Below are 24,538 nucleotides of genomic sequence, written 5' to 3' on the forward strand. Positions count from 1 at the left end.
CGTCCCGTCTTCGTCGAGGTAAGTCATCGCGCCTTGCCGGGCGCGTGCGAAAACCGCCTCGGTCGGCTATCCATTCGACAGATGAAAACGCCGCAACGGTGTGGGGCGCCGGGTCCAATCACTTACGTCTCGCAGGCCTAGAAATGGACGAACAACTCAAGCAAAGCGCTCTCGCATATCACCAGAATCCGAAACCTGGCAAGATTTCGGTGACACCCACCAAGCCGCTGTCGAACCAGCTGGATTTGTCGCTCGCGTATTCGCCGGGCGTGGCTGCAGCCTGTATGGCGATTCACGAGGAACCGCTCGACGCGCAGAAGTACACCTCGCGCGGCAACCTGGTCGGCGTGATCACGAACGGTACAGCGGTGCTCGGCCTCGGCAATATCGGCCCGCTCGCCGCGAAGCCGGTGATGGAAGGCAAGGGGTGTCTGTTCAAGAAGTTCGCCGGCATCGACGTGTTCGACATCGAGCTCTCCGAATCCGATCCGGACAAGCTCGTCGAGGCGATCGCGATGCTCGAGCCCACGCTCGGCGGCATCAACCTCGAGGACATCAAGGCGCCCGAGTGCTTCTACATCGAGAAGAAGCTGCGCGAACGTATGAAGATTCCGGTCTTCCACGACGATCAGCACGGCACCGCGATCATCGCGTCGGCGGCGATCCTGAACGGCCTCAAAGTGGTCGGCAAGAAGCTCGACGAAGTGAAGCTGGTCTGTTCTGGCGCGGGCGCCGCCGCCATTGCGTGCCTGGATCTGCTCGTCAATCTCGGTCTGTCGAAGAAGAACATTATCGTCGCCGACTCGAAGGGCGTGATCTACGAAGGGCGCGGCAACCTCGATCCGTCGAAGGAACGCTATGCGGCGCACACCGAAGCGCGCTCGCTCGCCGACGCGATCCGTGGCGCCGACGTGTTCCTCGGCTGCTCGAGCGCCGGCGTGCTGAAGCCGGAGATGGTCGCCGAAATGGGCTCGCAGCCGCTGATTCTCGCGCTCGCGAACCCCGAGCCGGAGATCCGTCCGGAAGAAGCGCGCAAGGTCCGCCCGGACTGCATCATCGCGACCGGCCGTTCGGACTATCCGAACCAGGTCAACAACGTGCTGTGCTTCCCATTCATCTTCCGCGGCGCGCTCGACGTCGGCGCGACGACGATCACCGAAGAAATGAAGCTCGCGTGCGTGCGCGCGATCGCCCAACTGGCCGAGGAAACCGACCAGGGCGATGAGGTCGCGAAGGCCTACGAAGGCCACTCGCTCGAATTCGGTCCCGAATACCTGATTCCGAAGCCGTTCGATCCGCGTCTGATCATCAAGATCGCGCCGGCCGTCGCGCAGGCCGCGATGGATTCGGGCGTCGCGACCCGTCCGATCCAGGACATGGACGCGTACCGCGAACAGCTCGGCGCGACCGTCTATCGCTCGGGCATGGTGATGCGGCCGGTCTTCGCGGCGGCGAAGTCGGCACCGGCGCGCATCGTGTTCGCGGAAGGCGAAGACGAGCGCGTGCTGCGCGCCGCGCAGTTCGTGCTACTTGAAAAGATCGCGAAGCCGATCCTGGTCGGCCGTCCGTCGGTGATCGAGATGCGTCTGAAGAAGATGGGCTCGAAGCTCAAGTGCGGCGAAGACGTCGAAATCGTCGATCCGGAAGACGATCCGCGCTATCACAAGAGCTGGCAGGCGTATCACGAAATCGGCGCGCGCGAAGGCGTGACGCCCGACGTCGCGAAGGCCGCGATGCGCAAGTTCAACACGCTGATCGGCGCGATCCTCGTGCATCTCGGGGATGCGGACGGCATGATCTGCGGCATGATCGGCCAGTACCACACGCACCTGAACTTCATCGAGCAGGTGCTCGGCAAGGCCGACAACGTCGATAACTTCGCCGCGATGAACCTGCTGATGCTGCCGGGTCGCAACCTGTTCATCTGCGACACGTACGTGAACGAAGTGCCGACCGCCGAGCAGCTCGCCGACATGACGATGCTCGCCGCGCGCGAAATCGAGAAGTTCGGTATCACGCCGAAGGTCGCGCTGCTGTCGAACTCGAACTTTGGCAGCGCGCCGTCGTCGTCGTCGCAGCGCATGGCCGCGGCGCGCAAGCTGATCACGCAACGCGCGCCGTCGCTCGAAATCGACGGTGAAATGCACGGCGATGCGGCGCTGTCGGAGACCATCCGCAAGGCCGCGTTCCCGGGCACGACGCTCGCCGGCGAAGCGAACCTGCTGATCATGCCGAACGTCGAAGCGGCGAACATCGCGTACAACCTGCTGAAGGTGGTGGGCGGCGAGGGCGTGACGGTCGGGCCGTTCCTGCTCGGCGCGGAAAAGCCGGTGCATATCCTGACGCCGGCCGCGACCGTGCGCCGGATCATCAACATGACGGCGGTCGCTTCGGCTAACGCGCGCAAGTCGGTGAACGCGAAGTAACGTGCATCGCGCGGGGTTGAAGCGGGGGAGGCAGTTACGCGCGCGCGACGGCTTCGGTAAAGGCGCTACGGAATTGCGGTTCCGTGGCGCTTTTTTGCGCCCGAAAAAAAGCGGCGGTCCGTGAAGACCGCCGCATTTCAGTTCAACTGCCAGAGTCGATCAGGCCGCGTGCTGCGTCGTCTTGCCTGCATCGGACGAACGCCAACGCGTGAGCAGCTCGTTCCACTTGATGCGCACGCCTTTCAGGTTGTTCTCCTTCACGTGCCCATAACCGCGGATGCCGTCGGGCAGGTTCGCGAGCTCGACCGCGAGATCGCGCTTCTGCGCAGTCAGCCCGCCGATCAATTCACGCACCAATGCCTCGTATTCGCCGATCAGCGCGCGCTCGGTGCGTCGCTCCTCGGTGTTGCCGAACACGTCGAGCGCGGTGCCGCGCAGGAATTTGAGCTTTGCGAGCACGTGCATCGCGCGGAACATCCACGGACCATACTTCTTCTTCACCAGATGGCCGTGCGCGTCCTTCTTCGATAGCGTCGGCGGCGCGAGATGCAGATGCAGCTTCCAGTCGCCTTCGAACGTCGCGTTCAGCTTTTCGATGAACGCCGGGTCGCTGTACAAACGCGCGACTTCGTATTCGTCCTTGTACGCCATCAGCTTGTGCAAGTTCTTGGCGATCGTTTCGGTCAGCGGCATTTGGCCGTCGGCGGAATCGAGCGCTTCTTCCGCGGCCCGCACCTGCGACACCAGCGCGCGATAACGGTCCGCATACGCACGGTTCTGCCAGGCGGTCAGATAGTCGGCGCGCTTGTCGATCAGCGTGTCGAGCGCCTTCGGCGTATGCAGTGCGATGATCTTGCCGCTTGCGTTGTCGGCCGTCTCGCCGCGTCCCTGCGATTGCGCGAGCTTGCGTACCGCGGGCAGATCGTGCGCGGCACGCCGGCCCCATTCGAACGCGGCGCGGTTTTTCTCCACCTGCACGTCGTTCAGCTCGATCGCGCGAATCAGCGACTCGTGCGTGAGCGGCACCCAGCCGCGCTGCCACGCGTAGCCGAGCACGAACGGGTTCGTGTAGATCGCGTCGCCGAGCAGCGCGACCGCAAAGTGGTTCGCGTCGACGGCCGAGACGTTGTCGTCCCCCGCTGCGGCACGCACGTCGGCTTCGGTGCTGCTGCCGGGGAAGCGCCAGTTCGGATTCTTGATCAGCTCGGCGGTCGGCGTGTGCGCGCTGTTCAGGACGACGCGCGTGCGATCCGCATGCATCCGCGACACGCATTCGTCGCTGGCGGTCACGATCGCGTCGCAGCCGATCACGAGGCTCGCTTCGCCCATCGCGATGCGAGTCGCATGGATGTCGGCCGGCTGGTTCGCGATCTGCACGTGGCTCATCACGGCGCCGCCTTTCTGCGCGAGGCCGGTGACGTCGAGCACGGTGACGCCCTTGCTCTCGAGATGCGCGGCCATGCCGAGCAGCGCGCCGATCGTGACGACGCCGGTGCCGCCGACGCCCGTCACCAGCACGCCGTACGGACGCTCGATGGACGGTAACTCGGGGTCCGGCACCGGCGGCATTTCGGCGCCGGCGCCCGACGCCGCCTTCGGCTTGCGCAACTGGCCGCCTTCAACGGAGACGAAGCTCGGGCAGAAGCCGTTCACGCACGAGAAGTCCTTGTTGCAGGTCGACTGGTTGATCTGGCGCTTCGTGCCGTACTCGGTGTCGAGCGGTTCGACCGACAGGCAGTTCGACTTCACCGAGCAGTCGCCGCAGCCTTCGCACACCGCCTCGTTGATCACGACGCGCCGTGCCGGATCGGGATACGCGCCGCGCTTGCGGCGACGGCGCTTTTCGGTCGCGCAGGTCTGGTCGTAGATCAGGATCGTGGTGCCGGGAATCTCGCGCAACTGGCGCTGCACGTCGTCGAGCTGGTCGCGGTGATGAATGTCGACGCCGGGCGCGAGGCCGACGTTCGCCGCGTATTTCTCCGGCTCATCGGTGACGATAACAATTTTCGCCGCGCCTTCAGCGGCGAGCTGGTGCGTGATCTGCGGCACGGTCAGCACGCCGTCGACCGGCTGGCCGCCCGTCATCGCGACCGCGTCGTTGTACAGCAGCTTGTAGGTGATATTCGCCTTCGACGCGATCGCCGCGCGAATCGCGAGCAGCCCCGAGTGGAAGTAGGTGCCGTCGCCGAGATTGGCGAACACGTGCTTGTCGTTCGTGAACGGCGCCTGGCCGATCCACGCGACGCCTTCGCCGCCCATCTGACTGAACGTGCTGGTGCTGCGGTCCATCCAGACCGTCATGTAATGACAGCCGATGCCGGCCATCGCGCGCGAGCCTTCCGGCACATTGGTCGACGTGTTGTGCGGGCAGCCCGAGCAGAACCACGGCTTACGCTCGACTTCGACGCGCGGCCGCGCGAGCGCTTTTTCCTTCGCCTCGATGACCGCGATGCGCGCGGCGATGCGGGCGCGCACGTCCGACGGCAGATCGAACTTGTCCAGCCGCGTGGCGATTGCCTTCGCGATGATCGCGGGCGACAGCTCGTAGTGCGCCGGCAGCAGCCAGTTGCCCATCGGCACCGACCATTCGCCGCCGGCGCCGTCTTTTTCGTCGAACTTGCCGAACACGCGCGGGCGCTGCGCGTCGGGCCAGTTGTACAGCTCTTCCTTGATCGCGTATTCGAGGATCTGGCGCTTTTCCTCGACCACGAGAATTTCGTCGAGACCGCGCGCGAAGGCCTGCGCGCCTTGCGCTTCGAGCGGCCACACGCAGCCGACCTTGTACAACCGGATGCCGATGCGCGAGCAGGTTTCGTCGTCGAGACCGAGGTCGGTCAGCGCCTGACGCACGTCGAGATAGGCCTTGCCGCCGGTCATGATGCCGAAGCGCGCGTGCGGCGAATCGATTTCGACACGGTCGAGCTTGTTCGCGCGCACGTAGGCGAGGCCCGCGTACCACTTGTAGTCGAGCAGACGCGCTTCCTGCACGAGCGGCGGATCGGGCCAGCGGATGTTCAGCCCGCCGTCGGGCATCAGGAAGTCTTCCGGCAGGATGATGCTGGTGCGGTGCGGGTCGATATCGACCGATGCGGACGATTCGACCACGTCGGTCACGCACTTCATCGCGACCCAGAGGCCCGAATAGCGGCTCATCGCCCAGCCGTGCAGGCCGAAGTCCAGATATTCCTGCACGTTTGACGGAAACAGCACCGGCAGCCCGCATGCCTTGAAGATATGTTCGGACTGGTGCGCGAGTGTCGAGGATTTGGCCGCGTGATCGTCGCCGGCGAGCACCAGAACGCCGCCGTGCCGCGACGAGCCGGCCGAGTTGCCGTGCTTGAAGACGTCACCGGAGCGGTCGACGCCGGGGCCCTTGCCGTACCACATCGAGAACACGCCGTCGTATTTGGCGCTCGGGTACAGGTTGACCTGCTGCGAACCCCACACGGCTGTGGCCGCGAGGTCTTCGTTGACGCCGGGCTGGAACACGACCTGATGCGCGGACAGATGCCTTTTGGCTTTCCACAGCGACTGGTCGAGTCCGCCGAGCGGGGACCCGCGGTAGCCGGAGATGAAGCCGGCCGTATTGAGGCCAGCGGCGCGGTCGCGTTCCTGCTGCAGCATCGGCAGACGCACCAGCGCCTGGATGCCGCTCATGTAAGCGCGGCCGCGATCGAGGGTGTATTTGTCGTCGAGCGTGACGGAAGACAACGCGGCTTCGAGCGAGGCTCGCTGACCTGCGTCTAGCGGGGCATTCATTATGTGTACTCCTCCACTTCAGCTTGGGATCACCAAAACTTTTCTGGCCCCCGGCATCTCGTGAATGCTGGGGCCGGGGTCGTCATATTGACGGGTTTCAAGCGATGGTAGCACTGGTGGAAACCCGCCGCAGCAGATCAGAAAGCGCCCGCGCCGAGGTCTGATTTCAGATGGATTCGCTGCGAGTTGGCCGCGCGTTGTCAGCAGTTGGCGCGGATTTTCCGCGGAATCGAGTTGGGTTGTGCTTGCGCATGTAACAAGCTGTAAAACCTACAAATGTGCGGAACCGCAGTGAAAACCACTGTCTAATCCCCGACCTGCGAGCGATGCCGATCGCTGCGCATTTTGCACAGCTTCTGGACAGCAGGGCAGTTAGAAAAGGAGTACGCATGAACACAAGAAACATCCAGACGTTCCTGATGGTTTCCGCCGCTTTCTTCGCGATGAGCGCGCCGATGCACTCGAATCCGGGCAGTACGGGGGCGCTGTCGAACGCGATCATTCGCACGGCGCAGGTAGCGCCGGCGCAGGTCGGAACGATCGACGATGCGACCGGCAGCAATGAGTACAGGCAGAATTCGTGACGCGCCGCATCGCGCGCGTCTTGTGACAACCGGCCGCCGTTTCGAAGAGAGCGGCGGCGTGCAACGTGAAAGGGCGAGGATCCTGCAATCCTCGCCCTTTTTTCTTCTGCGCGCCGATCAGGCGCGAGTCACCGCGATCAGGTCTTGTCCTGCACAACGCCACGGCGAATCTGGTCGAGTTCGATCGATTCGAACAGCGCCTTGAAGTTGCCCTCGCCGAAGCCCTGATTGCCCTTGCGCTGGATGATTTCGAAGAAGATCGGGCCGATCTGGTTTTCGGTGAAGATCTGCAGCAGCAGATCGTCCGGCGCGCCGTCGATCAGAATCTTGCGCTTGCGCAGTTCCTCGAGCGGCTCGCCATGATTCGGCACGCGCCGGTCGACGAGTTCGTAGTAGGTGTCGATCGTGTCGAGCAGCGCAATGTTCGACGCGCGCAGGCCGTCGACGGTGCGGTAGATGTCGCTGGTGCCGAGCGCGATGTGCTGGATGCCTTCGCCGTGGTACGCGTCCAGATATTCCTGGATCTGGCCGGCCGTGTCCGAGCCCTCCTCGTTGATCGGAATGCGGATCTTGCCGCACGGCGAAGTCATCGCCTTCGACTTCACGCCCGTCACCTTGCCCTCGATGTCGAAGTAGCGCACCTCGCGGAAGTTGAACAGGCGCTCGTAGAACTCGGCCCATTCCTGCATGCGGCCGCGATGCACGTTGTGCGTCAGGTGATCGATATAGGTCAGGCCGTGGCCGACCGGATTGGAGTTCGCGCCGGGAAGCGGTTCGAAGTCGACGTCGTAAATGTCGATGTCACCGATGCTGTTCGGTGCCGCGCCGTTCTTGCCGCGCCAGCGGTCGACGAAATAGATCAGCGAATCGCCTATGCCTTTGATCGCCGGGATGTTCAGCTCCATCGGGCCGGTCTTGTTGTCGAATCCCCACGCGCCTTTTTCGAGCGCTTGAGCGTAAGCCTTCGCGGCGTCCTGCACGCGAAACGCAATCGCGCAGATCGACGGGCCATGCAAGCGCGCGAAGCGCTGCGCGAACGAATGCTTCTCCGCGTTGACGATGAAATTGATGCCGCCCTGACGATACAGCGTCACGTCCTTGTGACGATGTCGCGCGACGGCGGTGAAACCCATCCGTTCGAACAGTTTGCCGAGCGCTTTCGGATCCGGCGCCGTGTATTCGATGAATTCGAAGCCGTCGGTGCCGACCGGATTTTCCCAAGTAGAAACCTGCATTGTCTGTCTCCAATCCCATGGAAGGGGGTTGCCGAGGCGCGCTGGCGGTGAGCGCGCGGGACGGTCGGCTGAGCGCGACCGGATAGGGCAAGTGTAGAACTGCGATGGAGGCAAGAACTTGCGAACTTAATCGCGCGTCGCTATTCTCGAGCTACTTTATGGCTCGATTCGAGCGAGACGTGGCAGAACATGGCTAATAGCGAGATAGATGCGATCGATCGACGCATTCTGGCGATCCTTCAGGAAAATGGCCGGCTGTCGAATCAGGAGATAGCGGAGCGGATCAATCTGTCGCCGAGTCCGTGCCTGCGGCGGATTCGCCGGCTCGAGGAAAGCGGCGTGATTCGCGGCTACGTCGCGCTACTCGACGCGCAGCGTCTCGGACTCGACCTGCTTGCGTATGTCAACGTGCGGCTGGAGAAGGGCGGCGGTCGCGCGTTCAGTCCGCATGGCGATGCCACCCACGCCGATCTGTTCGGCGCGGCCGTGCAGACGTGGCCCGAAGTGGTCGCGTGTCACGCGATGACGGGTGAGATGGATTACCTGCTGCGCGTCCAGGTCGAGGACATGGCGCACTTTTCGCGCTTCGTGCAGGATCAATTGCTGCGGCATCCATCGGTGATCGATGTGAAATCGAGCTTTTCGCTCGAAAAGATCAAGGAAACGACAGCGCTGCCCATTTTGTAGGCTTCACGCGTCACGCCCTGCGCATGGCGTTGATTTGGTACAGATAGAAAAAGGGCGACCCTGCGGCCGCCCCAGTCTCATTTCCCCGTAGCGATTATTCAGGCAGCGACAGCCACCGGCATGAACGACTCGAACAGTCGCGATGCCTGGCGCGCGTGGCGCTTGAGTGCGTAGTCGAACACGGCGGCCTGCTCCTGCAGCATTTCCGCCAGGATGCTCGACTGATCTGCCGGCGACAGCGTCAGATAGGCGTCGGCTTCGCCGTACGCGTATTCGATCTTCATGCCGGCCTTTTTGGCGATGTGCATCATGGTCGAGTTGCGCGCCAGGCAGTGGATGTAGAGCGTCGTCACATGCGTGTTGCGGCTGCGGATCGCGGCGCGCTCGAACAGCTTCGAGCCGATACCGATGCCACGCGCGCTTTCGAGCACCGAGACGCCGAATTCGGCGGTGCGCTTGTTGCCTTCGGCCGGCAGGTAGGCCAGATGGCCGACGCCGCTCAGTTCCAGCTTGCTGTTGAACACGCCGAACACGGTGTCGCGCGTGAAGTCGATCGTGCGCACGTAGTTTTCGATTACGTGGTTCGGCACAACCTGGCCGAAGCGCAGCAGTCGGTCTTCTTCGTCGAGCGCGAGGAAGTGCGTGAGCAGGCGTTCGCGATCGATCGCGGTGAGTTCTCGGACCAGAACGTGCGCGCGTCCAAGAGACAGCGACGCGCGGTCGTTCGGCGCGATCGGCTCGGTGGTGCGAAGGCTCAGCGTGTTCATGGTCGGGTTCTCCTTTTAATCAGGCGGTGTTGTGCACCGCAAAACCGATTTTAGCGGAAACCCAAGCCATTCACTAGGGAAAACCCGTATCAAAATCTGAGGTGATTACCTGGAACGCTGGAGCCCTAAATTTAGTTAATTGATTTTTAAAGGAAATAAAAAACGAACGCACGTTCGGGACACGATGCCGCATGCATGCCGGAGCTGATATATTTCGTATGAATGTTGTTGCTTTGCATCATCCAAGGCGCCGGTTCGGACCATCGTCTCACTTGACCGGCGCGGTGCCGAGACCATGGTCGACCATGCCGACCACCTGTTCGGCGAACTCGCTATAACCCATGCGGCCGTCCGGCTTGAGCCACGTGAAGGTCCAGTTGATCATGCCGAACACCATCATCGTCAGCGCGGTCTGGTTGTCGCGCGTCGCTCGTTCGGGGTAGGCGCGCGCGAGCTGCCGCGCGAACGCGGCGACCACGTCGCGCTGGCGGTTCAGGATGATCTCGCGCTGCGAATCGACCAGATACTTGACATCGTTCAACAGCGCGACGTGCCGGCTGTGCGACGTCTCATACTCGGACAGGAACGCGCGGATCAGCTCCGCGAAGGTTTCGCGCTCGCTCAGTTCGCGCCGCTGGCTCGACCCTTCCACCTCGGCGATGATCAGCATCAGCCGCTTCGTGTAGCGATCGAGAAGGTCGAACAGGATGGCTTCCTTGCTCTCGTAATAGTGATAGAGGCGCGCCTTCGAGGTGCCGCTCGCCGCGGCGAGATCGGCCATCGACGTGCTTGGGTAGCTGGTCTGCGCAAACTTCGCGGCGGCCAGTTCGAGAATCTGCTCGCGCTGGGTTTCGTGGTCGGGGGCTCGGGTGCGGGCCATAGTTGTCTGTTTTATCTTATTGGGGTGAGCTGGAAGCGGACGCCGCGCGCAGTTCGAGCGAGCGCCATTCGTTCGCGTCGCCACGCAGGTGGATGCGTCGTTGCGTCGCGAGTTCGCGCATGCGCCACAGCACGATGCTGTCGCTGGCGAGAAACCACAGTTCGGAGGTCATAACATAGGCGGCGACGCGCGCGGCGGGCTGCCAGTCGTCGCTTGCGCGTTCGAGGATCAGCGTGTCGAGTTCGGCAAAGCTGCCGTTCGTGAAGGTATTGTCACGCCAGCGCCGCGTCTCGCCGTTCGCCTGCTTGACCTCCTGCCATTCGAGCGCAAGCCGGCTGATGCGCAGCACGGAAATCGGCGCGGCGTCCGGCAGATGTGCCTGCAATCCGTCCGGCGCAAACATGCCGACCGATGTCGCGCGGTCCTTGCGCGTATGCGCCCACGCTTGCGGATCGGCGAGGTCGGCGATCGACAGACGCACTTCGTTCAAACGCTGCGGGCTGTTGCGCACCAGGTAGCAGACACGGCGCAGCATCAGCTGATCGGACGCGCTTTCGGCGTGCCACACAACGAGATTCGCGGTGTCGTTCGAGAGGCCGTCGAGCACTGCGGCCTGTTCGCGGAACTCGCGCACGAAGTCGCGTCGCGTGTCGGCGTTGACGCGTTCCCAGAAGTCGGCGCGCACGTACGGAGCGTCGTCGACGCCGCGTAGCGGGCCGACCGCCAGATCGTCGCGCAACGGCTGCACGCGGTCGTCGCGGCCCGCCTGGGCCAGCGCGGTACGTAGCGACTCGGCGGCGACGTCGCCGTTGGTGAGATGAATCGTGCTCATGGGCAAGGGCTTGCTGTGACGCTTGCAGCTGTAACAAAAAGAGGCCGCTCGCCGACTGGAAACCGATGTCCCGATCGATGAGCGGCCCCTAGTGTAAGCGGATCGCGAAACGGCCGAAAGCGGCGGCGGCCGTTACACGAAGCGACTCCACACCCAGGCCACGAAAGCTCCCGACTCAACGTTCGTCGTAACTGACGACGACCTTCTCGCTCACCGGATGACACTGACACGTCAGCACGAACCCGTCGCGGACCTCGTGTTCTTCGAGCGTGTAGTTCTTTTCCATCTTCACTTCGCCCTCGAGCACCTTCGCGCGGCACGTGCAGCACACGCCGCCCTTGCACGCGTACGGCAGCGCGAGACCGGCGCGCAGCCCGACGTCGAGCACGCTCACGCCCTGATACGGCAGGCGCAGCCTGCGCCGCTTGCCGTCGAGCACGATCTCGAGGTCGGCCGCCGGGGTGTCCGCGGTGATCTCGACGGGCGGCACGCCCGCCTGCGGCAGCGGCGTGCCGAAGCGCTCGACGTGCACCTTCGCGGGCGGCACGCCGGCGGCCTTCAGCGCCGCCTCGGCCGCGTCCATCATCGGCGCGGGGCCGCAGATGAACGCCTCGTCGATCGCGTCGGCCGGCAGCAGCTGGTCGAGGAACGCTGCGCATTTTTCCTGGTCGAGCACGCCGTTGAACAGCTCGACGTCCTGCAGGTCGTCCGACAGCACGTGATACAGCACGAAGCGGTTCATGAAGCGGTTCTTCAGATCCTCCAGTTCCTCGGCGAACATGATCTGGTCGACGCTGCGGTTGCCGTACACCAGCGTGAACGTGCTGCGCGGCTCGATTTCGAGCGTCGTCTTGATGATCGCGAGCACCGGCGTGATGCCCGAGCCGCCCGAGAACGCGAGGTACTGCTGGCCCTGTTCGGCGTTCAGGTGCGTGAAGAAGCGGCCGTCCGGCGTCATCACGTCGATCGTGTGGCCGGGCTGGAGCGTGTCGAACGCGAAGTTCGAGAAACGCCCGCCGCGCACGCGCTTGATGCCGATGCGCAACTCGCCGTCGCGGTCGTAGTCGGTGACGCCCACGCAGATCGAATACGAGCGGCGCGTTTCCTCACCGTCGATATGCGTCTTCAGCGTGACGAACTGGCCCTGCGTGAAGCGGTACTGGTCGCGCAGTTCGGGCGGGACTTCGAAGGCGACCGACACCGCATCGGCGGTTTCGGGACGTACTTCGCGGATACGCAGCGGATGGAATTGCGGGGTGGCCATATCAGTACGGTTTGAAGTAGTCGAAGGGTTCGCGGCAGTCGAGGCAGCGATACAGGGCCTTGCAGGCGGTCGAGCCGAACTGCGCGAGCCGCTCGGTGTGTGCGGAGCCGCAGCGCGGGCAGGACGGTGCCGGCAGCGCGCGCGGCACGAAGCGCAGCACTTTCTCCTGCGGCGCGGCGCTCGCATGCGCGGCCGAACCGCAGTTGCCCGTGGGCGGCGCGATGCCGTAGACGCGCAGTTTTTCGCGCGCCTCGGCGGTGATCCAGTCGGTGGTCCACGCCGGCGCGAGCACGGTGGCGACGCGGTAGGGCGTGAGCTGCGCGGCCTCGAGCGCACTGCCGATGTCTTCGGCAATCTGCGACATCGCCGGGCAGCCCGAGTAGGTCGGCGTGATCACGACTTCGAGCGCGCCGTCCGCGGCGCGGCGCACCTCGCGCAGGATGCCGAGCTCGCGGATCGAGACCACCGGGATCTCCGGGTCGGGTACCGCTTCGAGCACGCTCCACGCGCGGGTGAGCGCGGGATCGGTCGCGGCGGTGGTGGCGGTCGAGGTCGTCATCCCGGGCTCACCAGCTCGCGCCCGGATGCTGGCGTGCGAGGCTCTGCATTTCCGCGAGCACGAAACCCATGTGCTCCGAATGCTCGCCGTGCTTGCCGGTGCTCACGTGCCGCAGCGCCGGGGGCAGCGTCAGCGTGGCCGCGTCGAGCGTGGCGCGCACGTCGTCGAGCCATGCGGCTTCCAGCGTCGAGGTGCGCGGGCCGACGCCCGCCGCGGCGATCGCGTCTTCCACCGCGTCCGCGCTGAAGAACTCGTACGTGTACGGCATCAGATAGTCGAGCGCGGCCTGCGCGCGACGGTGCGATTCGTCGGTGCCGTCGCCGAAACGGATCAGCCACTCGCCCGCGTGATGCACGTGGTACTGCGTTTCCTTGACCGACTTCGCGGCGATCGCGGCGAGCTGTTCGTCGGCGGAGCCCGTCAGCGCGCCCCACAGACGCATCATCAGCGTCGCGTACAGGAAGTTGCGCACGATCGTCACCGCGTAGTCCTTCTGCGCCTGCGCGGTGCCGGCGAGCGGCCCGTAGTGCGGCAGCTCGGCGAGCGTGTAGTTCGCGAATTCGCGCTCGGCGCGGAAGTACGCGTAGTCGTCCTCGCTGCGCTGACGGCCGGTGAGCTGCTGCTCGAGCGTGGCCGCGTGCGTGTACAGCAGGCGCGCCTGGCCGATCAGGTCGAGGCTCATGTTCGACAGCGCGATGTCCTCTTCGAGGATCGGGCCGTGGCCGCACCACTCGCTGTTGCGCTGACCGAGGATCAGCGCGGTATCGGCGAGGCGCAGCACGTACTGCAGATGTTCGGGCGTGATGGACAGAGTGGTCATGGCGCGCTTACATGTGGTTGACTTCGTCGGGCAGCGTGTAGAACGTCGGGTGACGATAGATCTTGTCGCCCGCCGGTTCGAACAGCTCGGCCTTCTCGTCGGGCGCCGAGGCGGTGATCGCCGCGGACGGCACCACCCAGATGCTCACGCCTTCCTGGCGGCGCGTGTAGACGTCGCGCGCCATGCGCAGCGCCATCGGCGCGTCGGCCGCGTGCAGACTGCCGCAGTGCTTGTGGTCGAGTCCCTGCTTGCTGCGCACGAACACTTCCCAAATCGGCCATTCCCTGTTCATTGCTGATCTCCTGATTCCTGACTCTCGCTGATCTTTCGCCGTGCCACTCAGGCGGCGTGCTGTTGCGCGCGCTGGCGCTGTTTTTCGGCATGGGCGAGCGCGGCTTCGCGCACCCAGGCGCCGTCTTCATGGGCCTTCACGCGCGTGGCGAGGCGCTCGCGGTTGCACGGGCCGTCGCCATTGACGACGCGCCAGAACTCTTCCCAGTCGATGTCGCCGTAGTCGTAGTGGCCGCGCGCCGCGTTCCATTTGAGTTCCGCATCGGGCAGCGTGACGCCGAGCACCTTCGCCTGCTCGACGGTCGCGTCGACGAATTTCTGGCGCAGGTCGTCGTTGGTGATGCGCTTGATGCCCCATTGCGCCGACTGGTTGCTGTGCACCGAGTCCCTGTCGCTCGGGCCGAACATCATCAGCACCGGCCACCACCAGCGGTTCACCGCCTGCTGCACGAGCTCGCGCTGCGCGGCGGTGCCGGCCATCATCGCGAGCAGCGCATCGAACCCCTGGCGCTGGTGGAACGACTCTTCCTTGCAGATGCGGATCATCGCGCGGGCGTACGGCCCGTAGGTGCAGCGGCACAGCGGGATCTGGTTCATGATCGCCGCGCCGTCGACCAGCCAGCCGATCACGCCGACGTCGGCCCAGGTGGGCGTCGGGTAGTTGAAGATGCTCGAATACTTGGCCTTGCCCGCGTGCAGCGCGTCGATCAGCTGCTCGCGCGACACGCCGAGCGTTTCGGCGGCGCTATACAGATAGAGCCCGTGGCCGGCCTCGTCCTGCACCTTGGCGATCAGGATCGCCTTGCGCTTCAGGCTCGGCGCGCGCGTGATCCAGTTGCCCTCGGGCAGCATGCCGACGATCTCCGAGTGCGCGTGCTGCGAGATCTGCCGCACCAGCGTCTTGCGGTACGCGTCGGGCATCCAGTCCTGCGGCTCGATCTTGCCGTCGGCGGCCATGACCGCGTCGAAGCGCGCCTGTTCGGGCGAATTCGCGTCCCCGTCCAGCGGGGCGACGTGGCCGGGGATATCGAGGGATTGGGTGTACATGGGGGACGCTCTCTGGAGGAGTGGTCTGTGTCGGCGTAGTATAAACCAACCGACCGGTCGGTTAATAATTTTTTGAGGACGGGGATTGGGCTTGATAGCGTCATTCAGGGGTGTTGAAGCACGTCACCCCACCCCGACACTTACCGGTAAAATTGCGAATTGGCCGCGATCTGCGGCCCACTTGCATCTCCGGTACTCATGTTACGTCTAAGCGAAATCAAACTCCCGCTCGATCATCCCGACAGCGCCCTCGAAGCCGCCATCCGTGCGCGCCTCGCGGACCTCGGCGTGGCGCGGGACGGGCTCATCCGATACACCGTGTTTCGCCGCGCGCACGACGCGCGCAAGCGCGCCGACATCAAGCTCACCTACATCGTCGATGTCGAGGTCAAGGATGAAGCGGCCGCGCTGAAACGGCTCGCCGACGTGCCGCATTGCGGCGTGACCCCCGACATGAGCTACAAGTTCGTCGCCAAAGCACCCGCCCAACTGAGCACGCCGCGTCCGGTCGTGATCGGCATGGGACCGTGTGGTCTGTTCGCAGGACTGATCCTCGCGCAGATGGGCTTCCGGCCGATCATCCTCGAGCGCGGCAAGGCCGTGCGCGAGCGCACCAAGGACACGTTTGGCCTGTGGCGCAAATCGGTGCTGAATCCCGAGTCGAACGTGCAGTTCGGCGAAGGTGGCGCGGGCACTTTTTCGGACGGCAAGCTCTACAGCCAGATCAAGGACCCGAAACATTACGGCCGCAAAGTGCTCGACGAATTCGTGCGGGCCGGTGCGCCCGAGGACATCCTGTACCTGAGCCGGCCGCATATCGGCACGTTTCGCCTCGTCAGCATGGTCGAGAAGATGCGTGCGGGCATCCATGAGCTGGGCGGCGAAGTGCGCTTCGAGACGCGTGTCGAGGACATCGATATCGACAACGGCCAGGTGCGGGGGCTGAAGCTGTCGACCGGCGAAACGCTGCGCTGCGACCACGTGGTGCTGGCGGTCGGCCATAGCGCACGCGACACCTTCCAGATGCTGTACGACCGCGGCGTTCACGTCGAGGCGAAGCCGTTTTCGCTCGGTTTCCGGATCGAGCATCCGCAAGGGGTGATCGATCGCAGCCGTTTCGGCAAATTTGCCGGTCACAAGCAGCTCGGTGCAGCCGACTATAAGGTGGTGCACCACTGCAGCAATGGGCGCGCGGTGTATAGCTTTTGCATGTGTCCCGGCGGCACCGTGGTGGCGGCCACGTCGGAGCCGGGGCGGGTCGTCACGAACGGCATGAGCCAGTACTCGCGCGCGGAGCGCAACGCGAATGCGGGCATCGTGGTCGGAATTACGCCAGACGACTACCCGGGCGGCCCGCTTGCGGGTATCGCGTTCCAGCGCAAGTGGGAGGAGCGGGCGTTCGAACTCGGTGGCGGCAACTATATGGCTCCGGGGCAGTTGGTCGGCGACTTCATTGCCGGGCGTCCGTCCGCGTCGCTCGGCTCCGTCGTGCCGTCGTATAAGCCCGGCGTGCGGCCTACCGATCTCAGCACGGCACTGCCCGACTACGCGATCGAGGCGATTCGCGAAGCGCTGCCGCAGATGGAAAAGAAAATCGCCGGTTTCGCGATGCATGACGCGGTGCTGACCGGCGTTGAAACCCGAACGTCGTCGCCGGTACGCGTTCGTCGCGGGGACGACTACCAGAGCGTCAACATCAAAGGGCTGTATCCCGCCGGCGAAGGTGCGGGATACGCGGGCGGGATCTACTCGGCGGCGATCGACGGAATCGAAGTCGCCGAAGCCGTCGCTCTGAAGATCATGAGTCAGCAAACGGCATGAGTCCAAACGGGCACAGCCTCCGGGCACCGGCGATTGCCGCGTCGTTCGGGCACAATGCGCGTTTCGTCTCGAACCGATCGTCCGAATGACCATTCGCACCCTGGCTGCCGCATGCGGCGCGGCGCTGCTTGCCCAATTTGCTCCGTTTGTCGTTTCCTCGAATGCGTTCGCTGCCGAAGCGCCCGAGCATTGGGTCGCCGTGTGGGCGACCGCGCTGCAACCGCTTCCACAGCGGGCCGACTTGCCACCGCTGTATCGCGCGCCGGAAGTCGCCGGGCGCACCGTCCGGCAGATCGTGTATCCGACTTTGTCGGGAAAGACGGCGCGAATTCATCTGAGCAATGCGTATGGCAAGACACCTCTGGTCATCGACGAACTGCGCATCGCGCGCTCGGCCGGCGGCGCGGCGGCGGTAGCGAGGGATGGCAGTCGAGTGACGTTTGCTGGCAAGGGCGCGGTCAGCGTTCCGCCCGGCGGCGAGTTGGACAGCGATCCGATTGGGATCGACGTCGTCGAGGGCGCGCCGTATGCGATCAGTGCGTTTATGGGACCGGAGCAGCGGATCGTCGCGTGGCACCGCGTGTCGAATCAGGTGAATTATGTGTCGGGGCCGGGCAATCACACCGCCGACACGTCCGCCGCCGCGTTTCGCGGCCGCTTCACCCAATATGTGTGGGTCACGGGCTTGTCGGTGGAGGCGGTGGCGCCGTCAGTTGCCGTGGCTGCGATTGGCGACTCGATCACCGACGGCATGCGGTCCAGCCTGAACCAGAACCGTCGCTGGCCGGATGCGCTGGCTCGGCGACTGGCGGCGAGCGGCGCGCAGTCGACCGCGATCGTGAATCTCGGCATCAGCGGCAACCGGCTTCTTAGCGACTCACCTTGTTATGGCGACGCGCTTGCGAGCCGCTTTGAGCGCGATGTTTTGCAACGTCCGGGCGTCAAGGCGGCGGTTGTGCTGATTGGCATCAACGACATTAACTTTGCGGCAATGCCGCCTCATGGCGGGCTCGACTGCGATTTTCCTCATACGTCGGTCACGGCTGCCGATCTGATCGACGGTTACCAGCGAGTGATCGCGGCCGCGCGGCGCAACGGTGTTAAGGTGTTCGGCGCGACGCTGACGCCGGCGTCGCTGCCGCAGGAGCGGGAAAACATCCGACTCGCAGTTAATCAGTGGATCCGGACTAGTCGCGCTTTCGATGGCGTCGTCGATTTCGACGCGGCGTTGCGCGACAGAGCGCAGCCGGCGCGTCTGCAGCGCGCTTTCGATAGCGGCGATCACATCCATCCGAGCGACGCGGGCTACGCGGCCATGGCCGACGCTGTTCCTGTTGAGGCAGTGGTGAGCGCGGCCCGGAAGTGAGTCACAACTTTTTTTTAAGCAAAAGCGAAATCGGGTATTGACGAGACGAGAAAGAGTCTCCATAATCTCGTTTCTCTGCTGCAGACGCAGCGACGCAAACGAAGCAGTGCCGGGTGGTGGTAGTTCAGGCGCTGCGGGTTGGGCGGATCGATCTTTAAAAACTAACAGCCGATAAGTGTGGGCGCTTGATGCGGAATGCGGCGGCGGATCCGTATGGATCTGCTGCAAGGCAAAAGTATCAGAAGCCTCACACAGTATTAGAGGAAGGTTTATCCGTCGAAAGACGGATTGATCATCGTCAGTACGTTGAGTGAGCGACCGGTTCATAAGCAGGAAACTGCGGAACCGAAAACAGTAACAGGTTTGAACTGAAGAGTTTGATCCTGGCTCAGATTGAACGCTGGCGGCATGCCTTACACATGCAAGTCGAACGGCAGCACGGACTTCGGTCTGGTGGCGAGTGGCGAACGGGTGAGTAATACATCGGAACGTGTCCTGGAGTGGGGGATAGCCCGGCGAAAGCCGGATTAATACCGCATACGCTCTGTGGAGGAAAGCGGGGGATCGCAAGACCTCGCGCTCAAGGGGCGGCCGATGGCAGATTAGGTAGTTGGTGGGGTAAAGGCCTACCAAGCCGACGATCTGTAGCTGGTCTGAGAGGACGACCAGCCACACTGGGACTGAGACACGGCCCAGACTCCTACGGGAGGCAGCAGTGGGGAATTTTGGACAATGGGCGCAAGCCTGATCCAGCAATGCCGCGTGTGTGAAGAAGGCCTTCGGGTTGTAAAGCACTTTTTGTCCGGAAAGAAAACCTCGTGGCTAATATCCGTGAGGGATGACGGTACCGGAAGAATAAGCACCGGCTAACTACGTGCCAGCAGCCGCGGTAATACGTAGGGTGCGAGCGTTAATCGGAATTACTGGGCGTAAAGCGTGCGCAGGCGGTGCTGTAAGACCGATGTGAAATCCCCGGGCTTAACCTGGGAACTGCATTGGTGACTGCAGCGCTGGAGTATGGCAGAGGGGGGGTGGAATTCCACGTGTAGCAGTGAAATGCGTAGAGATGTGGAGGAACACCGATGGCGAAGGCAGCCCCCTGGGCCAATACTGACGCTCATGCACGAAAGCGTGGGGAGCAAACAGGATTAGATACCCTGGTAGTCCACGCCCTAAACGATGTCAACTGGTTGTCGGGCCTTCATTGGCTTGGTAACGTAGCTAACGCGTGAAGTTGACCGCCTGGGGAGTACGGTCGCAAGATTAAAACTCAAAGGAATTGACGGGGACCCGCACAAGCGGTGGATGATGTGGATTAATTCGATGCAACGCGAAAAACCTTACCTACCCTTGACATGGATGGAATCCTGCTGAGAGGCGGGAGTGCCCGAAAGGGAGCCATCACACAGGTGCTGCATGGCTGTCGTCAGCTCGTGTCGTGAGATGTTGGGTTAAGTCCCGCAACGAGCGCAACCCTTGTCCCTAGTTGCTACGCAAGAGCACTCCAGGGAGACTGCCGGTGACAAACCGGAGGAAGGTGGGGATGACGTCAAGTCCTCATGGCCCTTATGGGTAGGGCTTCACACGTCATACAATGGTCGGAACAGAGGGTTGCCAAGCCGCGAGGTGGAGCCAATCCCAGAAAACCGATCGTAGTCCGGATCGCACTCTGCAACTCGAGTGCGTGAAGCTGGAATCGCTAGTAATCGCGGATCAGCATGCCGCGGTGAATACGTTCCCGGGTCTTGTACACACCGCCCGTCACACCATGGGAGTGGGTTTTTACCAGAAGTGGCTAGTCTAACCGCAAGGAGGACGGTCACCACGGTAGGATTCATGACTGGGGTGAAGTCGTAACAAGGTAGCCGTATCGGAAGGTGCGGCTGGATCACCTCCTTTCCAGAGCTTGCATTGCTGCGCAAGCGCTCACGCTTATCGGCTGTGGTTTAGAGAAGCAACGCAGACAGACTCAGGGGTCTGTAGCTCAGTCGGTTAGAGCACCGTCTTGATAAGGCGGGGGGGTCGATGGTTCGAATCCATCCAGACCCACCATCTTTGTCTGTGGTGCTGACTGGGACACCCTTGAGTAGGGTATGACCGGGGGATTAGCTCAGCTGGGAGAGCACCTGCTTTGCAAGCAGGGGGTCGTCGGTTCGATCCCGTCATCCTCCACCAATCCTCAATGCGCAGGGTTCTGCATGAAGGCAGAGCGTTGCGCATTGGCGATTGAGCCAGTCAGCGCGGTATGAGGCACAGGCTTTATATCGGCTGTCGTTCTTTAACAATCAGGAAGAAGTAGTAAAGAGATTCACGAAAGCGTACCTGGAGATGGGTGCGTGAGTAGGTGAATCAGGGTTGTGATTGTATCGATGTATTTTAAAGGTGATCGAGAGATCGCTTTGGAATACGGCGCAACACGAATACTCAACCTGTAGCGTGTGTGAAAAACGCTGCCTTCCCAGTGAAGGTGGTGAGAGACACACCCGTTATAGGGTCAAGCGAACAAGTGCATGTGGTGGATGCCTTGGCGATCACAGGCGATGAAGGACGCGGTAGCCTGCGAAAAGCTCCGGGGAGCTGGCAAACGAGCTTTGATCCGGAGATGTCCGAATGGGGAAACCCACTCCTAATGGAGTATCCGTAGCTGAATCCATAGGCTACGTGAAGCGAACGCGGTGAACTGAAACATCTAAGTAACCGCAGGAAAAAGAAATCAACCGAGATTCCCAAAGTAGTGGCGAGCGAAATGGGATCAGCCTGTACTCTTTATTCTCATTGTTAGTCGAACGCTCTGGAAAGTGCGGCCATAGCAGGTGATAGCCCTGTAGACGAAAACAGCGGGAAAGAACTGGGTGTACGAGAAGTAGGGCGGGACACGTGAAATCCTGTCTGAAGATGGGGGGACCATCCTCCAAGGCTAAATACTCGTGATCGACCGATAGTGAACCAGTACCGTGAGGGAAAGGCGAAAAGAACCCCGGGAGGGGAGTGAAACAGATCCTGAAACCGCATGCATACAAACAGTCGGAGCCTCGTAAGGGGTGACGGCGTACCTTTTGTATAATGGGTCAGCGACTTACATTCAGTGGCGAGCTTAACCGATTAGGGCAGGCGTAGCGAAAGCGAGTCCGAACAGGGCGTCCAGTCGCTGGGTGTAGACCCGAAACCGGGTGATCTATCCATGGCGGGTTGAAGGCACGGTAACACGTGCTGGAGGACCGAACCCACTAACGTTGAAAAGTTAGGGGATGAGCTGTGGATAGGGGTGAAAGGCTAAACAAACCCGAAATAGCTGGTTCTCTCCGAAAACTATTTAGGTAGTGCCTCGTGTCTCACCTTCGGGGGTAGAGCACTGTCATGGTTGTGGGGTCCATTGCGGATTACTACGCCATAGCAAACTCCGAATACCGAAGAGTGCAATCACGGGAGACAGACATCGGGTGCTAACGTCCGGTGTCAAGAGGGAAACAACCCAGACCGCCAGCTAAGGTCCCCAAATATGGCTAAGTGGGAAACGAAGTGGGAAGGCTAAAACAGTCAGGAGGTTGGCTTAGAAGCAGCCACCCTTTAAAGAAAGCGTAATAGCTCACTGATCGAGTCGTCCTGCGCGGAAGATGTAACGGGGCTAAGCCATATACCGAAGCTGCGGATGCACATTTATGTGCATGGTAGGAGAGCGTTCCGTAAGCCTGCGAAGGTGCACTGGAAAGTGTGCTGGAGGTATCGGAAGTGCGAATGCTGACATGAGTAGCGATAAAGGGGGTGAAAGGCCCCCTCGCCGTAAGCTCCAAGGTTTCCTACGCAACGTTCATCGGCGTAGGGTGAGTCGGCCCCTAAGGCGAGGCAGAAATGCGTAGCTGATGGGAAGCAGATTAATATTTCTGCACCATTGTGAAATGCGATGGGGGGGACGGATCGCGGAAGGTTGTCCGGGTGTTGGAAGTCCCGGTCGCTGCATTGGAGAGGGTGCCTTGGCAAATCCGGGCACAGGACTCAAGGGTGTGGCGCGAGCTTCTTCGGAAGCGAAGCAACTGGAAGGGGTTCCGGGGAAAAGCCTCTAAGCTTCAGTTTCACAGTGACCGTACCGCAAACCGACACAGGTGGGCGAGATGAGTATTCTAAGGCGCTTGAGAGAACTCGGGAGAAGGAACTCGGCAAATTGGTACCGTAACTTCGGGATAAGGTACGCCCCGGTAGCTTGACTGGCCTGCGCCAGGAGGGTGAAGGGGTTGCAATAAACTGGTGGCTGCGACTGTTTAATAAAAACACAGCACTCTGCAAACACGAAAGTGGACGTATAGGGTGTGACGCCTGCCCGGTGCCGGAAGATTAAATGATGGGGTGCAAGCTCCTGATTGAAGTCCCGGTAAACGGCGGCCGTAACTATAACGGTCCTAAGGTAGCGAAATTCCTTGTCGGGTAAGTTCCGACCTGCACGAATGGCGTAACGATGGCCACACTGTCTCCTCCCGAGACTCAGCGAAGTTGAAGTGTTTGTGATGATGCAATCTCCCCGCGGCTAGACGGAAAGACCCCATGAACCTTTACTGTAGCTTTGCATTGGACTTTGAACCGGTCTGTGTAGGATAGGTGGGAGGCTGTGAAGCGTGAACGCCAGTTTGCGTGGAGCCGTCCTTGAAATACCACCCTGATCTGTTTGAGGTTCTAACCTTGGTCCGTGATCCGGATCGGGGACAGTGCATGGTAGGCAGTTTGACTGGGGCGGTCTCCTCCCAAAGTGTAACGGAGGAGTACGAAGGTACGCTAGGTACGGTCGGAAATCGTGCTGATAGTGCAATGGCATAAGCGTGCTTGACTGTGAGACTGACAAGTCGAACAGGTGCGAAAGCAGGTCATAGTGATCCGGTGGTTCTGTATGGAAGGGCCATCGCTCAACGGATAAAAAGGTACTCTGGGGATAACAGGCTGATACCGCCCAAGAGTTCATATCGACGGCGGTGTTTGGCACCTCGATGTCGGCTCATCTCATCCCGGGGCTGTAGCCGGTCCCAAGGGTATGGCTGTTCGCCATTTAAAGAGGTACGTGAGCTGGGTTTAAAACGTCGTGAGACAGTTTGGTCCCCTATCTCGCCGTGGGCGCTGGATATTTGAAGGGGGCTGCTCCTAGTACGAGAGGACCGGAGTGGACGAACCTCTGGTGTACCGGTTGTCACGCCAGTGGCATCGCCGGGTAGCTATGTTCGGAAGAGATAACCGCTGAAAGCATCTAAGCGGGAAACTCGCCTTAAGATGAGATATCCCCGGGGCTTCGAGCCCCTTGAAGGGTCGTTCAAGACCAGGACGTTGATAGGTCAGGTGTGCACGTACAGTAATGTACTGAGCTAACTGATACTAATTGCCCGTAAGGCTTGATCCTATAACAGGTGTGTCTCGACACCCGTTAGCGCTTTAGCGCTTACGGGTGTCCGATCCCCGAAGGGGATGAAGACATGCAGTTTGAGATCAGTGTTGTGCCAGCAACAACACAACCCCAAACACACGAATCCTTTACGCTTCTTCCCGATTGGCTGTGGCGCCGGGTTGAGCCCAACCCGACAGCGACGCAGCAACCCGTCATGCCTGATGACCATAGCGAGTCGGTCCCACCCCTTCCCATCCCGAACAGGACCGTGAAACGACTCCACGCCGATGATAGTGCGGATTGCCCGTGTGAAAGTAGGTAATCGTCAGGCTCCCCCAAAGCCAGAAACCCCACCCGCAGCGGTGGGGTTTTTGCGTTTACGGAAAGCTAACAGCCGATCACTATATAAGTGAGAGCGTTGGGATCGGAACGGTCAAGCAGGTCTTGACAAAAGGATGCTGTTCCACCATAATCATTAGTTCTCTGCGGAGGGGTGCCCGAGTGGCTAAAGGGGGCAGACTGTAAATCTGTTGGCTTACGCCTACGTTGGTTCGAATCCAACCTCCTCCACCAGAATGCAAGTTGCAGCAGTTGTTGGGAATCCATGATCCTTGCGGGTGTAGCTCAATGGTAGAGCAGAAGCCTTCCAAGCTTACGACGAGGGTTCGATTCCCTTCACCCGCTCCAGCAGCACAGATGTAGCGCCCATGTGGCTCAGTGGTAGAGCACTCCCTTGGTAAGGGAGAGGTCGGCAGTTCGATCCTGCCCATGGGCACCAGAAGTAATCGGTGATTGTTTGCGCCCGGCGCAACGTACGGAAAATCCTCTTAGGAGTCGA

The 24,538-nt window shown here is 61.8% G+C and carries 15 protein-coding genes, 5 tRNA genes and 3 rRNA genes; 13 read left to right on the plus strand and 10 right to left on the minus strand.

The window, feature by feature from the left end; genetic code table 11:
- The first annotated feature begins 143 nt into the window (after positions 1-143).
- Positions 144-2,426 carry an NADP-dependent malic enzyme gene (locus G5S42_RS30240; protein ID WP_176110078.1) on the plus strand — a complete coding sequence of 761 codons (2,283 nt, stop codon included), beginning with the start codon at positions 144-146 and terminating at the stop codon, positions 2,424-2,426.
- Between the two features lie 159 nt (positions 2,427-2,585).
- On the opposite strand, the gene G5S42_RS30245 is transcribed toward G5S42_RS30240, so the two are convergent.
- Positions 2,586-6,185, minus strand: a complete 3,600-nt coding sequence (locus G5S42_RS30245) for an indolepyruvate ferredoxin oxidoreductase family protein (RefSeq protein ID WP_176110079.1) — start codon at positions 6,183-6,185, stop codon at positions 2,586-2,588.
- 389 nt (positions 6,186-6,574) lie between these two features.
- Here G5S42_RS30245 and G5S42_RS30250 point away from each other — a divergent pair, with 389 nt between their 5' ends.
- A complete protein-coding gene (locus tag G5S42_RS30250; protein ID WP_176110080.1) occupies positions 6,575-6,769 on the plus strand; it encodes a hypothetical protein in 195 nt (64 codons plus the stop codon).
- A 137-nt stretch (positions 6,770-6,906) separates the two neighbouring features.
- On the opposite strand, the gene hppD is transcribed toward G5S42_RS30250, so the two are convergent.
- A complete protein-coding gene (hppD, locus tag G5S42_RS30255; protein WP_176110081.1) occupies positions 6,907-8,004 on the minus strand; it encodes a 4-hydroxyphenylpyruvate dioxygenase in 1,098 nt (365 codons plus the stop codon).
- Between the two features lie 189 nt (positions 8,005-8,193).
- Between hppD and G5S42_RS30260 the strand changes: the two genes are divergently transcribed.
- The gene (locus tag G5S42_RS30260) at positions 8,194-8,691 is read left to right on the plus strand and encodes an Lrp/AsnC family transcriptional regulator (protein ID WP_176110082.1); all 498 of its coding nucleotides are present in this window, start codon (positions 8,194-8,196) and stop codon (positions 8,689-8,691) included.
- 98 nt (positions 8,692-8,789) lie between these two features.
- On the opposite strand, the gene G5S42_RS30265 is transcribed toward G5S42_RS30260, so the two are convergent.
- From G5S42_RS30265 to paaA, 8 genes are all read right to left on the minus strand, one after another.
- The gene (locus G5S42_RS30265) at positions 8,790-9,458 is read right to left on the minus strand and encodes a GNAT family N-acetyltransferase (RefSeq protein ID WP_176110083.1); all 669 of its coding nucleotides are present in this window, start codon (positions 9,456-9,458) and stop codon (positions 8,790-8,792) included.
- Positions 9,459-9,726: 268 nt separating this feature from the next.
- Complete coding sequence (locus G5S42_RS30270; RefSeq protein ID WP_176110084.1) at positions 9,727-10,338, minus strand: TetR/AcrR family transcriptional regulator; 612 nt, start codon at positions 10,336-10,338, stop codon at positions 9,727-9,729.
- 16 nt (positions 10,339-10,354) lie between these two features.
- Positions 10,355-11,170 carry a DUF1835 domain-containing protein gene (locus tag G5S42_RS30275; protein ID WP_176110085.1) on the minus strand — a complete coding sequence of 272 codons (816 nt, stop codon included), beginning with the start codon at positions 11,168-11,170 and terminating at the stop codon, positions 10,355-10,357.
- A 175-nt stretch (positions 11,171-11,345) separates the two neighbouring features.
- Positions 11,346-12,434, minus strand: coding sequence for a 1,2-phenylacetyl-CoA epoxidase subunit PaaE (gene paaE / locus G5S42_RS30280; RefSeq protein WP_176110086.1), 1,089 nt, complete (start codon positions 12,432-12,434; stop codon positions 11,346-11,348).
- Between the two features lies 1 nt (position 12,435).
- Positions 12,436-12,993, minus strand: coding sequence for a 1,2-phenylacetyl-CoA epoxidase subunit PaaD (paaD, locus tag G5S42_RS30285; protein WP_176110087.1), 558 nt, complete (start codon positions 12,991-12,993; stop codon positions 12,436-12,438).
- Between the two features lie 7 nt (positions 12,994-13,000).
- On the minus strand, positions 13,001-13,804 hold the full coding sequence (paaC, locus tag G5S42_RS30290) for a 1,2-phenylacetyl-CoA epoxidase subunit PaaC (RefSeq protein WP_176110680.1): 804 nt from the start codon (positions 13,802-13,804) through the stop codon (positions 13,001-13,003).
- Between the two features lie 16 nt (positions 13,805-13,820).
- Positions 13,821-14,105: a 1,2-phenylacetyl-CoA epoxidase subunit PaaB gene (paaB, locus tag G5S42_RS30295; RefSeq protein ID WP_008924350.1), complete on the minus strand. Its 285-nt coding sequence runs from the start codon at positions 14,103-14,105 to the stop codon at positions 13,821-13,823.
- A 47-nt stretch (positions 14,106-14,152) separates the two neighbouring features.
- Positions 14,153-15,151 carry a 1,2-phenylacetyl-CoA epoxidase subunit PaaA gene (paaA, locus tag G5S42_RS30300; protein WP_176110088.1) on the minus strand — a complete coding sequence of 333 codons (999 nt, stop codon included), beginning with the start codon at positions 15,149-15,151 and terminating at the stop codon, positions 14,153-14,155.
- Positions 15,152-15,349: 198 nt separating this feature from the next.
- Between paaA and G5S42_RS30305 the strand changes: the two genes are divergently transcribed.
- The 10 genes from G5S42_RS30305 (at position 15,350) to G5S42_RS30350 (ending at position 24,478) form a co-directional block, all read left to right on the plus strand.
- Positions 15,350-16,972, plus strand: coding sequence for an NAD(P)/FAD-dependent oxidoreductase (locus G5S42_RS30305; protein ID WP_176110089.1), 1,623 nt, complete (start codon positions 15,350-15,352; stop codon positions 16,970-16,972).
- Between the two features lie 85 nt (positions 16,973-17,057).
- Positions 17,058-18,338 carry an SGNH/GDSL hydrolase family protein gene (locus G5S42_RS30310; protein WP_176110090.1) on the plus strand — a complete coding sequence of 427 codons (1,281 nt, stop codon included), beginning with the start codon at positions 17,058-17,060 and terminating at the stop codon, positions 18,336-18,338.
- A gap of 365 nt (positions 18,339-18,703) precedes the next feature.
- Positions 18,704-20,237 (plus strand): 16S ribosomal RNA (locus tag G5S42_RS30315).
- 74 nt (positions 20,238-20,311) lie between these two features.
- A tRNA-Ile gene (locus G5S42_RS30320) sits at positions 20,312-20,390 on the plus strand.
- A gap of 47 nt (positions 20,391-20,437) precedes the next feature.
- Positions 20,438-20,513 (plus strand) — tRNA-Ala (locus G5S42_RS30325).
- Between the two features lie 317 nt (positions 20,514-20,830).
- Positions 20,831-23,715: ribosomal RNA gene (locus G5S42_RS30330) — 23S ribosomal RNA — on the plus strand.
- A 202-nt stretch (positions 23,716-23,917) separates the two neighbouring features.
- A 5S ribosomal RNA gene (gene rrf, locus G5S42_RS30335) occupies positions 23,918-24,031 on the plus strand.
- The 16S, 23S and 5S rRNA genes sit together here with 5 tRNA genes alongside, the layout of an rRNA operon.
- Before the next feature lie 156 nt (positions 24,032-24,187).
- Positions 24,188-24,273, plus strand: a tRNA-Tyr gene (locus tag G5S42_RS30340).
- 40 nt (positions 24,274-24,313) lie between these two features.
- Positions 24,314-24,387, plus strand: a tRNA-Gly gene (locus G5S42_RS30345).
- Positions 24,388-24,403: 16 nt separating this feature from the next.
- Positions 24,404-24,478 (plus strand) — tRNA-Thr (locus G5S42_RS30350).
- Positions 24,479-24,538: the final 60 nt, after the last annotated feature.

Origin of the sequence: Paraburkholderia youngii, from assembly GCF_013366925.1 — a bacterium.
Classification (GTDB): Bacteria; Pseudomonadota; Gammaproteobacteria; order Burkholderiales; family Burkholderiaceae; genus Paraburkholderia; species Paraburkholderia youngii.